The 12,063-nt window shown below is 28.8% G+C and carries 12 protein-coding genes; 10 read left to right on the top strand and 2 right to left on the bottom strand.

The genetic code is table 11. The features are described 5' to 3' along the window. The first annotated feature begins 3 nt into the window (after positions 1–3). The 4 genes from glyA (at position 4) to Q0Y03_RS11235 (ending at position 5,221) form a co-directional block, all read left to right on the top strand. On the top strand, positions 4–1,239 hold the full coding sequence (gene glyA / locus Q0Y03_RS11250; RefSeq protein ID WP_297713923.1) for a serine hydroxymethyltransferase: 1,236 nt from the start codon (positions 4–6) through the stop codon (positions 1,237–1,239). Positions 1,240–1,337: 98 nt separating this feature from the next. Continuing rightward, on the top strand, positions 1,338–2,090 hold the full coding sequence (locus Q0Y03_RS11245) for an exodeoxyribonuclease III (protein ID WP_297713922.1): 753 nt from the start codon (positions 1,338–1,340) through the stop codon (positions 2,088–2,090). 213 nt (positions 2,091–2,303) lie between these two features. After that, positions 2,304–3,053, top strand: a complete 750-nt coding sequence (locus Q0Y03_RS11240; protein ID WP_297713921.1) for an N-acetylmuramoyl-L-alanine amidase — start codon at positions 2,304–2,306, stop codon at positions 3,051–3,053. A gap of 167 nt (positions 3,054–3,220) precedes the next feature. Continuing rightward, the gene (locus tag Q0Y03_RS11235; protein WP_297713920.1) at positions 3,221–5,221 is read left to right on the top strand and encodes a YgiQ family radical SAM protein; all 2,001 of its coding nucleotides are present in this window, start codon (positions 3,221–3,223) and stop codon (positions 5,219–5,221) included. A 58-nt stretch (positions 5,222–5,279) separates the two neighbouring features. Here Q0Y03_RS11235 and Q0Y03_RS11230 read toward each other — a convergent pair whose 3' ends face one another. After that, the gene (locus Q0Y03_RS11230; RefSeq protein ID WP_297713919.1) at positions 5,280–5,435 is read right to left on the bottom strand and encodes a hypothetical protein; all 156 of its coding nucleotides are present in this window, start codon (positions 5,433–5,435) and stop codon (positions 5,280–5,282) included. A gap of 160 nt (positions 5,436–5,595) precedes the next feature. Here Q0Y03_RS11230 and Q0Y03_RS11225 point away from each other — a divergent pair, with 160 nt between their 5' ends. The 3 genes from Q0Y03_RS11225 (at position 5,596) to Q0Y03_RS11215 (ending at position 8,249) form a co-directional block, all read left to right on the top strand. Next, the gene (locus tag Q0Y03_RS11225; RefSeq protein WP_297713918.1) at positions 5,596–5,745 is read left to right on the top strand and encodes a hypothetical protein; all 150 of its coding nucleotides are present in this window, start codon (positions 5,596–5,598) and stop codon (positions 5,743–5,745) included. Between the two features lie 30 nt (positions 5,746–5,775). Then, a complete protein-coding gene (locus tag Q0Y03_RS11220; protein ID WP_166484851.1) occupies positions 5,776–5,925 on the top strand; it encodes a hypothetical protein in 150 nt (49 codons plus the stop codon). 224 nt (positions 5,926–6,149) lie between these two features. Next, positions 6,150–8,249: a sodium-translocating pyrophosphatase gene (locus Q0Y03_RS11215; protein ID WP_297713917.1), complete on the top strand. Its 2,100-nt coding sequence runs from the start codon at positions 6,150–6,152 to the stop codon at positions 8,247–8,249. 29 nt (positions 8,250–8,278) lie between these two features. On the opposite strand, the gene Q0Y03_RS11210 is transcribed toward Q0Y03_RS11215, so the two are convergent. Beyond that, complete coding sequence (locus tag Q0Y03_RS11210) at positions 8,279–9,442, bottom strand: amidase domain-containing protein (RefSeq protein ID WP_297713916.1); 1,164 nt, start codon at positions 9,440–9,442, stop codon at positions 8,279–8,281. Between the two features lie 170 nt (positions 9,443–9,612). Between Q0Y03_RS11210 and Q0Y03_RS11205 the strand changes: the two genes are divergently transcribed. The 3 genes from Q0Y03_RS11205 to Q0Y03_RS11195 all read left to right on the top strand — a co-directional run bounded on the left by Q0Y03_RS11205 (position 9,613) and on the right by Q0Y03_RS11195 (position 11,792). Next, on the top strand, positions 9,613–10,545 hold the full coding sequence (locus tag Q0Y03_RS11205) for a metallophosphoesterase (RefSeq protein ID WP_297713915.1): 933 nt from the start codon (positions 9,613–9,615) through the stop codon (positions 10,543–10,545). 65 nt (positions 10,546–10,610) lie between these two features. Continuing rightward, entirely contained in the window at positions 10,611–11,354 is a 744-nt protein-coding gene (locus Q0Y03_RS11200; protein ID WP_297713914.1) for an SDR family oxidoreductase, read from the top strand. 30 nt (positions 11,355–11,384) lie between these two features. After that, entirely contained in the window at positions 11,385–11,792 is a 408-nt protein-coding gene (locus Q0Y03_RS11195; RefSeq protein ID WP_297713913.1) for a hypothetical protein, read from the top strand. Positions 11,793–12,063: the final 271 nt, after the last annotated feature.

Below are 12,063 nucleotides of genomic sequence, written 5' to 3'. Positions count from 1 at the left end.
TAAATGAAGTTTGTAAATTTAAAGAATGAAGACAAAGAAATTTGTGAATTAATGGAGAAAGAGTTAAAAAGACAAAGAGAAGGGATAGAACTTATTGCATCAGAGAACTTTGCATCAGAAGCAGTAATGGAAGCTATGGGATCTCATTTAACTAATAAGTATGCTGAAGGTTATCCTAGCAAACGTTACTATGGGGGCTGTGAAATAGTTGATGAGGTTGAAGAAATAGCAAGAAATAGAGCAAAAGAGCTTTTTGGAGCTGAGCATGTTAATGTACAACCACATTCAGGATCACAAGCAAATATGGCTGTGTACTTTACTATATTAGAACCAGGTGATACAGTGCTTGGAATGGACCTAAGTCATGGTGGTCATTTAACTCATGGTTCACCAGTAAACTTTTCAGGAAAATTATTTAATTTTGTTTCTTATGGAGTTGATAGTGAAACTGAAACAATTAATTATGAGAATGTAAGAGAACTTGCATTAAAACATAAACCAAAGTTAATTGTAGCTGGAGCTAGTGCATACTCAAGAATTATAGATTTTGAGAAATTTAAAGAAATTTGTGATGAAGTTGGAGCATATTTCATGGTAGATATGGCACATATAGCAGGATTAGTAGCAGCTGGGGAACATCCATCACCAGTTCCATATGCTGATTTTGTAACTTCAACAACTCATAAAACTTTAAGAGGACCAAGAGGTGGATTAATTCTTTGCAAAGAAAAATATGCTAAAGCATTAGATAAGAATATATTCCCAGGAATGCAAGGTGGCCCACTTATGCATATAATTGCAGCTAAAGCAGTATGCTTTAAGGAAGCATTAGAGCCTACTTTTAAAACTTATATGAAAAATGTAGTTTTAAATTGTAAGGTCTTAGGTGAGGAGTTAGTTAAGTATGGATTTAAATTAGTTTCTAATGGAACAGATAATCATTTAATTCTTGTAGATTTAACTAATAAAGATATTACAGGAAAAGAAGCAGAAAACCTTCTAGATTCTATTGGTATTACTGTTAATAAGAATACAGTTCCAAATGAAAAAAGAAGTCCTTTTGTTACATCAGGAATAAGAATAGGTACTGCAGCTGTTACAACAAGAGGGTTTGATGTTGATGCAATGAAAGAAGTAGCAAGCATAATAAACGATGCTATAGAAAATAGAAATTCAGATTTAGAATTATTAAGAGAAAGAGTAAAATCACTTTGTGCTAAATACCCTTTATATAGTTAAGAACTAAGAGGTAAGATATAAAAAGTAAGAGGTTAATTATCAACTTTTCCTCTTACTTTTTAGCTTTTACCTAATGTGATAGATACAGGAGGATAAGGATGAAATTAATATCATGGAATGTAAATGGAATAAGGGCTTGTGTACAGAAAGGCTTTTTAGACTTCTTTAAAGAAGTTGATGCAGATATTTTTTGCATACAAGAAAGTAAGCTTCAAGAAGGACAAATAAATCTTGACCTTGAAGGATATAATCAGTATTGGAATTATGCTGAAAAGAAAGGATATAGTGGTACTGCTATATTTACAAAGAAAGAGCCTTTATCAGTTAGATATGGATTAGGTATTGAGGGGCATGATAAAGAAGGTAGAGTAATTACATTAGAATTTGAAGATTTCTTTATGATTACAGTTTATACACCTAATTCACAAAATGAACTTGCAAGATTAGATTATAGAATGAAATGGGAAGATGATTTTAGGGATTATTTAAAATCATTAGAAGAAAGTAAACCTGTAATAGTTTGTGGAGATTTAAATGTTGCACATAAAGAAATTGATTTAAAGAATCCAAAAACAAATAGAAAAAATGCTGGATTTACTGACGAAGAAAGAGAAAAATTTTCTACTCTATTATCAAGTGGATTCATAGATACCTTTAGATATTTTTATCCAGATTTAAAAGATATATATTCTTGGTGGTCATATAGATTTAATGCAAGAAAGAATAATGCTGGATGGAGAATAGATTACTTTGTAGTTTCTAAAGCTTTAGAAGATAGATTAGAAAGTGCTAAAATACATACTGAGATCTTAGGGTCAGATCATTGTCCTGTTGAGTTAATAATAAAATAGAACAAATGGTGATAAGTTAATTATATAAAATATTTTTAACTTATCACCATTTTTCATTTAATATCAGAAATAATTTTAATAAATATAATGGGTTTAATTTTATGATTAGAAAAGTCTAAATAAAGAGAATAAAATGTAAAAATATTGGAAAAACAATAAGTATGTAATATGTAGTAGTTTTTAAAATTATTATTAGAAAAAATGGAGGAAAAAATGATTAGAAAATTATTATTAGTATTTGTTAGCATATTAGTTATGTTAAACTTAATTACCCCAATTTCAGCAAGTATTCATGAAGAAGATGAGAAATTTGAAATTAAAAATAAAAGTTTTACTGTGTGTATAGATCCAGGACATCAAGGGAAAGGTGATGAAAAAGGGGAACCAGTTGCTCCAGGTTCAGGCAATAAGAAACCAAGAGTATCATCAGGAACAGCTGGAATTGCTACAAAAAAGGCTGAGCATGTTGTAAATCTAGAAGCAGCAATGATATTGAAAGATTTACTAGTACAAAAAAATTATAATGTAATTATGACTAGAGAAACTGCTGATGTTAATATTAGTAATGCGGAAAGAGCAGAAATTGCTAATAATGAAAATGCAAATATTACAATTAGAATTCATTGTGATAGTATTAATGATTCAGGAAAAACTGGAGCTACTATTTTAGTGCCAGCAAAAAATTCACAATATACAAAAAATATTTATTGTGAAAGTAATAAGTATGCAGAAATATTAAAGAAAACTTTACAAAATAATAATGTAAAGGTTAATGGAATTTTTGAGAGAAGTGATATAACTGGATTTAATTGGTCTAGGGTGCCAGTTGTTATATTAGAAATGGGGTTTATGAGTAATTATAATGAAGATAGAATGTTGTCAGATCCTAAGTATCAAAAACTTTTAATGGAATGTGTGTTAGAATCAATAGATAAATATAGTGAAGAATTTTTCAATAATTAATTAGAGCCATATTTTTTTAGAAAATAATTAATTTATAAATAAATATTATAGTAATTTCATGTGAAGTATTAACAAGAATAAAATTAGATGGTATATTAATATATGTCGAATTATAAGAAAAGGTATTTTAAATAGATGCGTAAAGAAAAGATGAAAGATGTGATTAAATGAACAATAAATTTTTACCTATAAGTAAAGCAGATATGGAAGAGAGAGGTTGGGAACAATGCGACTTCATAATTGTAACAGGGGACGCATATGTTGATCATCATAGTTTCGGTACTGCAGTAATATCTAGAGTATTGGAGCATGCTGGATACAAAGTTGGTATTATAGCTCAACCTGATTGGCATAGTACAAATGATTTTATGAAACTTGGAAGACCTAGATTAGCTTTTTTAGTTAATGCAGGAAATATGGACTCTATGGTTAATCATTATACTGTAAGTAAAAGAGTAAGAGAAAAAGATTTATATTCTCCAGGTGGGAAAATGGGACTTAGACCAGATAGGGCTACTATAGTATATTGTAATAAGATTAGAGAGGCATATAAAAATATTAATATTTGTATTGGTGGAGTTGAAGCTAGCCTTAGAAGATTTGCACATTATGATTATTGGGCAGATAAGGTTAGAAAATCAATATTAACTGATAGTGGAGCTGATCTTTTAATATATGGAATGAGTGAAAAACAGATAGTAGAAGTTGCTCATTATTTAAATGAAGGATTTGATGCTAAATATATAAGACACGTACCAGGTACATGCTATTTAGCAGATAGTTTAGATGAAATTTATGAAGAACATATAGTTATTCCATCATATAAAGAAGTTTCTACTGATAAAATTAAATATTGTGAAGCATTTAAGATTACATATCAGGAACAAGATCCTATGAGGGGAAGAACTATAGTTCAAGATCAAGGGGATAAATTCTTAGTAGTAAATAAACCAGAAGTAATTTTAAATAGGGAAGAATTAGATGCAGTTTATGATTTACCATTTACAAAGGAATATCATCCAAGTTATGAAGCAATGGGAGGAATTCCAGCGTTAGAAGAGGTTAAGTTTAGTATAGTAGGATCAAGAGGTTGCTTTGGTAACTGTTCTTTCTGTGCAATAACATTCCATCAAGGTAGAGCAGTTCAAAGTAGAAGCAAAGAATCTATAGTTAAAGAAGCAAAAGAAATGACAGAAATGAAGGATTTCAAAGGGTATATTCATGATGTTGGTGGGCCTACAGCAAACTTTAGGAAACCTGCATGTAAACATCAATTGACAATAGGAGCATGTAAGACTAAACAATGTCTAAGTCCTGGTGTATGCAAAAACATGGAAGTAGATCATAAAGAGTTTATAGATGTATTGAGAAGTGTAAGAAGCTTACCTAAAATAAAAAAGGTATTTGTACGTTCAGGTATAAGATATGATTATGTAATGGCTGATAAGGATGATACATTCTTTAAAGAGTTAGTAGAGCACCATGTAAGTGGACAATTAAAAGTTGCACCTGAGCATGTGTCTGAAAAAGTATTAAAGCATATGGGTAAACCAGCTGGAAGAACATATGAAGATTTTAGACAAAAGTTCTTTAGAATTACAGAAAAACTTGGTAAGAAACAATATATTATTCCATATTTAATGTCAAGCCATCCTGGAAGTACCTTGAATGAAGCAATAGAGCTTGCTGAATATTTAAGAGATATAAAATATCAACCAGAGCAAGTACAGGATTTTTATCCAACTCCTGGTACATTATCAACTACAATTTTCTATACAGGTTTAGATCCAATAACAATGAAGCCTGTATATGTTCCTAAGAGCAAAGAAGAGAAAGCTATGCAAAGAGCTCTTTTACAGTTTAGTAATCCAAAAAATTATAACATAGTTTATGATGCATTGATGAAAGCTGGAAGAGAAGATTTAATAGGAAATGGACCTAAGTGTTTAATAAAATCAAAAGAGCAAAGATATAAAGAAGCACATGGATTAGTTAGACCAAAGTCTAAGGGAAATTCAAGAAGTAAAAACTCTTCAAGAAAAAATGGAAAACAAATGGATAAAAGTTCTATAAATAGAGGAAAAGATAATAATTCAAAGAAAAATAGAGATTCTAAAAATACTAGAAATAGTAGAAGTGGAAAAGGAAGAAATAGTAGAACACGTTAATAAAGAAGGTATAGTAATTTTTTTACTATACCTTCTTTATTACAAATATTTTTTATATTTACGTAAGGGAGCATTTTTTGCAAATATTAATAGTATTTCCATTATCGTCTTTTTTGCTCCAAACTAATTTAACTCTTTTTCTACCACAAATAGGACAAGTTCCTCTCCAATTAGCAAGTGTTTTAATGTATTTTCCACGTTTTTGTTTACTCATTTTTTATCGCTCCTTTCATTATGTTACATTATATTAATAAAAAAATTTTTTATTACTTAAAGTTTAATAAATTTAATGTAAGTTCTTGAAATTAATAACTCGAATAAGTTTTTTAAAAAGCCATAAAATAATAGTATCAAAAGATAAAAGGAGGTCTAAAATGAAAAAGCTAGATACACTTTTAAATAGGGATGTAGCAAAAAAAATGATTATTGATGGAGAGTCTTGGGAGAAAATAATGGAGACTACTCATTTGAGATTAAAGGATTTAAAGCGTATACAAAGAGATGAAATAGATCCTAAATTTTAATTAATTTTATATAGGAAATAAGGAGATAATATGAAGAATAAGAGAGAATACACTAAAGAAAATTATCTAAGAAATGGAACAAAATCTCAAAATAATAATCCTAAAAATAAATATGTAACAACTATAGAAGAACCTGCACTTAATGAAAGTGGTATCGAGGCTAAGAAAAAAGGATTTTAAAAGTAAATAGATTTTATAAGCAATATGGAATATATTATTTTTATTACAATGGTATATTTTATATTGCTTTTTAATATTTTAAAAATGAAGATATATTTAAAATTTACTCATTAAATTAATATTATAATATCATATAATAATGGTTATTACATTAATTCTATTATCTAAATAGAATTAATGTAATAAAATATAAAAAATAATCTAACACAAAGGGGAGAGAAATTATGAGCTTAATGGTTTTTGCACCAGTAGGAGCAAGTTTAGCGTTAATTTTTGCTGCGTTCTACACCTACACAATATTTAAAGTTGATGAAGGGACAGACAGGATGAAGTATATTGCGGAAAGCATAAGAAAAGGAGCTAATGCATTTTTAAAGCGCCAATATAAAGGTGTTGGAATATTTTTTATAATTATGTTTATTATTTTATTTATATTAGCTCAATTTAATTTTGTAAGTATTTTTATGCCATTTGCTTTTTTAACGGGAGGAATTTTTTCAGGTTTAAGCGGATATTTAGGAATGAAAATTGCTACAAATTCTAATAGTAGAACTGCAAATGCATGTACTAAGAGTTTAAACAGTGGTTTAAGGGTAGCTTTCTCAAGTGGAACAGTTATGGGACTAGTTGTTGTAGGACTAGCGTTAACAGATTTAAGTATTTGGTATTTTATTTTAAATTGGTATTATGGAGCAATGCCTATAGATGAAAGAATTACAATAATAACAACTACTATGGTTACCTTTAGTATGGGTGCATCATCTATGGCTCTTTTTGCAAGAGTTGGTGGTGGTATATTTACTAAAGCAGCTGATGTAGGTGCAGATTTGGTTGGAAAAGTTGAAATTGGTATTCCAGAAGATGATCCAAGAAATCCAGCTGTTATAGCAGATAATGTTGGTGATAATGTGGGTGATGTTGCTGGTATGGGTGCAGATCTTTATGAATCATATGTAGGCTCAATTTTATCTTCTTGTGCATTAGCAGTAGCTGCAGGTCTTTCAGTAAATGGTGCTGCAATTCCTATAGTGATTGCTTCTATTGGAGTAATGGCTTCAATAGTTGGTAGCTTTTTTGTTAAATCTAAAGAAGATGTGTCACAAAAATCATTATTAAGTGCATTAAGGCGAGGCACATATTTTTCAGCAATTGTTATTGCTATAGCATCTTATTTTGTAGTAAATAATATTCTAGGTAGAGAAAATATTGGAGTTTATTTCTCAATTTTATGTGGACTTGTTGCTGGATTATTAATTGGATTTTTTACTGAATATTACACTAGTGATAATTATAAGCCAACTAAGAGTATTGCTCAGTCATCAGAAACAGGACCAGCAACAGTAATAATTACTGGTTTATCAGTAGGGATGAAATCTACTGCAGCACCTGTAATTATTATAGGTTGTTCCATATTAATTAGTTTTGTTGCTTCAGGTGGATTTAACAATTTTAATATGGGGCTTTTTGGTATAGCAATATCTTCAGTAGGTATGTTATCTACTTTAGGTATAACTTTAGCTACTGATGCTTATGGACCAGTTGCTGATAATGCTGGCGGTATAGCAGAAATGGCAGGATTACATTCAGAAGTAAGAGAGAGAACTGATGCATTAGATTCATTAGGTAATACAACAGCTGCAACTGGAAAGGGATTTGCAATTGGATCAGCTGCATTAACATCATTAGCATTTATAGCAGCATATAAAAATTCAGTTGAACAAATGGCAACAACTAACAATATAGCATTTAATTTTGATTTATCAATATTAAATCCTCAAGTTTTAATTGGTGCATTTATTGGTGCCATGGTTACTTTTGCATTTTCATCTTGTACTATGAGTGCGGTTGGAAGAGCTGCTAGTAAAATAGTTGTTGAAGTAAGAAGACAATTTAAAGAAATAAAAGGTTTAATGGATGGAAAGGCAGAGCCAGATTATGCTTCTTGTGTTGATATTTGTACAAAATCTTCACAAAAAGAATTGCTTGTAATTGCATTAATAGCAATTATAAGTCCATTAGTTGTAGGAATAATTTTAGGTCCAAATGGTGTTGCAGGCTTACTCGCAGGAGCAACAATAAGTGGGTTTGTTTTAGCTATTATGATGTCAAATTCCGGTGGAGCGTGGGATAATGCTAAAAAACATATTGAAGCTGGTAATTTTGGTGGTAAAGGTTCAGAGTGCCACAAAAGTACTGTTGTTGGTGATACTGTAGGTGATCCATTTAAAGATACTTCAGGACCTGCTATTAATATATTAATTAAGTTAATGTCTATAGTTTCAATAGTGTTTGGAATGGTAATATTGACTTTTCATATTTTCTAAAAAAAGCGAAGACTTTTGTCTTCGCTTTTCTAATAATGTACATCTATAAAGTGGAACTTTATGTTATTATTACTCCATCCTAAATCATAAGGTACGAGCATTCTATCGGTATTATGACAAGTTACTAATGGATAACCTTTAGAATCTAAACCAGTAACAGTAGAAACGTGAGTTATTCTTCCTTTCTTTTCATAAGCTACAATATCCCCAGGTCGAAGATTGAATGCATCTTTATAGGTATCACAATAATACCCTTTTGCTATATAAGTACCCCGTCCGCTATTTATTAAATAATTCTTAAAGCCTTGAGCATTAATCCATGCATTTGTAGCACTTTTATTACAATAATTCCAAACACTATTCTTTTTAAAGCCACCACCTTCAAACATAATTTGAGAGGCAAAATTAGCACAATCACCACCATCTGGATTAAAATTTTTATATTCTTTATTATATTTAAATAAATGCTCATCATTATCACTAATCCCACAATATTCATGAGCATAGTCAATTGCTCTTTGAGTTCTTTCATCTATTGTAAAATCAGGTTTTTTATGAGAAAGGATAGTACTTTTTATTTCAGTGCATTCTATATTATTAAGATCTAGAGAATCGGCTAATGGATCCGTATACCATTCTTTTATAATTATATATTTATCATTATCTTTTTTTAGATTTATATAATGGCAAGTTCCAAGTTTAAAGTAGTTTTCAATATTAGGTTCGTCTTCATAGCTATAACAAAATTTTGTGCAAGCATAGCAAATTACATTATATAAATCTTTTTCAATTTCTTTTACCTTTGAAACTTTGATTATAGAGTTTATTTTTGTAAATGAAACACATTGTTTTTCACACCAATTAGTAAAATATTTTGTTTTAGTAACTTCATTTTCATAAGCCCATTTTCCGACTTTTTTATCTAAATCATAAAATGCCTTTAAGCCTTCACAATCTCTAGTTAATATTGCAGAATTTCTATTTAAAAAGATATTTTCTACTAAAGGTTGGAATTTTTCTTTTAATTCATCATTAGCATCGCTATCAATATAAATATTAGTAGTTTCTCTTTGGATATTAACTTCGGAAGGCTCTAATGCAGTTGCTGTTAAAGAGTTTAAGGTTGATAAAATCAAAATCAATGAAGTTATTTTATAGAAAAATCGCTTCTTTTTTTGTAATAAGTTACTCATTTTCATTACTCCTTATTTATCATTGGTTATTTTAATAGATTAATTTATAAAATAGTCTTATTATAGTTTGTGCTATATATTAAATTTTATATATAAATAAATATTAGAAATTATCAAATAGCAAATTATTTTCATAGGATAAATATATAATATGAAAAATTGGAGATTGTATGTCGGGGAAAGAGTTAAATAAGATTTATGAAAATGGATTTAATTTAGAATTTGATAATGAAAGTAAAATTGTATTAATTTCAGATGTGCATAGAGGTGATGGAACATATTCAGATTCTCTTTTGCCAAATAGAAATATATATATAACAGCATTGAAATACTATTTGAAAAATGATTATACTTATATAGAAGTTGGTGATGGTGACGAGTTATGGAAAAATAAGAACTTTAATGAAATAGCTTATTTTTATGATGATATATATAAAATACTTAATAAATTTAGCAAGAAAAAAAATATTTATTGTATTTATGGAAACCATGACTTTATTAAAAGTCAAAAGGGTTTTAAGCAGAGGCAAGAAAAAGCTTTAAGAAAAATAGGGGCAAATTATGGAGATGAATTTATAAGATTTATAAATAATAATGAATATTATTCAGGAATAAATTTAATATATAAGCCTCTTAAAGAAAAGATATTAGTTACTCATGGACATCAAATAGATTTTTGGAATAATGAAGTGTGGAGAATAAATGAATTTTTGGTAAGATATATATGGCGATTTTTAAATGGTGTTGCTGGTTTTAAAGATCCAACTAGATCAGCAAAAAGTAAAACAAAGCGAAGTAGGGTAGATATTAAGTTGCAAAATTGGGCTAGAGATAATTGTACAATGATTATTTGTGGGCATACACATAATAGTAGATTTCCAGATTTATATGATCCACCATATTTTAATGATGGTTGTTGTGTTTATCCATCATCTATTACATCTATAGAAATAGAAAAGGGAAAAATAAAATTAGTAGAATGGATAATTGATGCACAAGATACTGGATCACTTTGGGTAACAAGAAAGATTATTGCAGGTCCTGTAGAAGTTTCTGCATATTTACAATATGCTAAGGAAGAAAGGTTAAGAAGAAATAAATAATATATTATTTTGATATAAGAATAAATTTAAATTATAATATAAATAAAGCGAGAGAGGAGAAAATGATGAGTGATTTAATAGGAAAAGTTGCACTAGTTACTGGTGCTTCACGTGGAATTGGAAAGGCAATAGCAAAAGAGCTTGCAAGAAATGGAGCAAGTGTTATTATAAATTATTCTAAAGATGATGAAGGGGCTAATTCAACATTAATTGAGATAGAGGAGTTAGGAGGTTATGCTAAAGCAATTAAAAAAAATATAGCAAATAAGGATAACTGTCAAGAAATTATAAAAGAAGTTATTGATACTTTTGGGAAAATTGATATATTAATTAATAATGCAGCAAAATCTGAAGTTGGATTATTTATAGATGCCAATGATGATAGTTTTGAAAGTCTTATAAATGTTAATCTTCTAGCTCCTATGTATTTATCAAAATATGCACTAAATTATATGATATCAAAAGGAGGCGGTAATATAATTAATATTTCATCTATTTGGGGTGAAGCAGGAGCTTCTTGTGAAGTGATATATTCTACTACAAAAGGTGGATTAAACTTATTTACAAAATCACTTTCTAAAGAGGTTGCCCCTTTTGGAATAAGAGTAAATTCCATAGCACCAGGTGTTATAAATACAGAAATGAATAGCTTTTTAAGCGATGAAGAAAAAAATCAATTAGTTGATGAAATTCCAATGAATAGATTTGGGGATGTAAATGAAATTGCAAAAGCAGTTATTTTTCTATGTAACGATGATTGCAAGTATTTAACAGGACAAATTATTAGAGTTGACGGTGGCTTTTTATAATATATAGTCAAAGCAAAAGTGGTGATTAAGATGATAAAGATAAAAATAGATAAAAGTAGAGCAAATGAACCAATATTTAAGCTTGGATTTAAAGAGTTAGATGAAAAGGAAAATAGATTTCTAAAAAGAGCTTTAATGGAAGGAAGAGAAATAAAAGGAACATATAAATATGAAATTCCATTAAAATATTTTCTACCAATTATAAAAAATTTGGATAAGAATAACATAAAATTAGATAGATACAGTAAATTAACATATTTAGAGTTTTCAGATGATTTCGATGAAAATTATTATTATATTTTAGAAGCAAATGCAAAGTTTATGAGAAAGTGGAGAGAAGAGGGATGTCCTAATATATTTAAAGTAGAGATTGACAGAGAAACATTAGAAGTAAAAAAAGAGATAATCTTCAAAAAAATAAATCGTATATATAACTAAATTGTTCGTTAGAGCTTGAATGCCGTGATGCCGAAAATTAATGATATTATCTCCATGAATTATGTAATTTTCGTTAAGAATTTATATTGTTTTTTCCAGAAAAAGAGCTAAAACTTCGAAAGTCACTTCGTTCCCTCAGCTTCTTAACGCTCTTTTTCTTCCAAAAACAATTAAATTCTAAAACTTAATTACAATATTCCTTCCAAAATATCATTAATTTTTCTTTATCACTGGCTTTAAAGCTAAAAGATACAATCTCCTACGCAATCAC

This window comes from Clostridium sp. (genome assembly GCF_026168755.1).
Classification (GTDB): domain Bacteria; phylum Bacillota; class Clostridia; order Clostridiales; family Clostridiaceae; genus Clostridium.
The sequence above is the reverse complement of the archived record's forward strand: the minus strand, read 5'-3'. Positions and strand labels throughout refer to the sequence as shown.

Excerpts from the sequence above, each read along its gene's own strand:
- glyA (WP_297713923.1), top strand. The coding sequence starts at position 4 with ATGAAGTTTGTAAATTTAAAGAATGAAGACAAAGAAATTTGTGAATTA.
- Q0Y03_RS11245 (WP_297713922.1), top strand. The coding sequence starts at position 1,338 with ATGAAATTAATATCATGGAATGTAAATGGAATAAGGGCTTGTGTACAG.
- Q0Y03_RS11240 (WP_297713921.1), top strand. The coding sequence starts at position 2,304 with ATGATTAGAAAATTATTATTAGTATTTGTTAGCATATTAGTTATGTTA.
- Q0Y03_RS11235 (WP_297713920.1), top strand. The coding sequence starts at position 3,221 with ATGAACAATAAATTTTTACCTATAAGTAAAGCAGATATGGAAGAGAGA.
- Q0Y03_RS11230 (WP_297713919.1), bottom strand. The coding sequence starts at position 5,435 with ATGAGTAAACAAAAACGTGGAAAATACATTAAAACACTTGCTAATTGG.
- Q0Y03_RS11225 (WP_297713918.1), top strand. The coding sequence starts at position 5,596 with ATGAAAAAGCTAGATACACTTTTAAATAGGGATGTAGCAAAAAAAATG.
- Q0Y03_RS11220 (WP_166484851.1), top strand. The coding sequence starts at position 5,776 with ATGAAGAATAAGAGAGAATACACTAAAGAAAATTATCTAAGAAATGGA.
- Q0Y03_RS11215 (WP_297713917.1), top strand. The coding sequence starts at position 6,150 with ATGAGCTTAATGGTTTTTGCACCAGTAGGAGCAAGTTTAGCGTTAATT.
- Q0Y03_RS11210 (WP_297713916.1), bottom strand. The coding sequence starts at position 9,442 with ATGAGTAACTTATTACAAAAAAAGAAGCGATTTTTCTATAAAATAACT.
- Q0Y03_RS11205 (WP_297713915.1), top strand. The coding sequence starts at position 9,613 with ATGTCGGGGAAAGAGTTAAATAAGATTTATGAAAATGGATTTAATTTA.
- Q0Y03_RS11200 (WP_297713914.1), top strand. The coding sequence starts at position 10,611 with ATGAGTGATTTAATAGGAAAAGTTGCACTAGTTACTGGTGCTTCACGT.
- Q0Y03_RS11195 (WP_297713913.1), top strand. The coding sequence starts at position 11,385 with ATGATAAAGATAAAAATAGATAAAAGTAGAGCAAATGAACCAATATTT.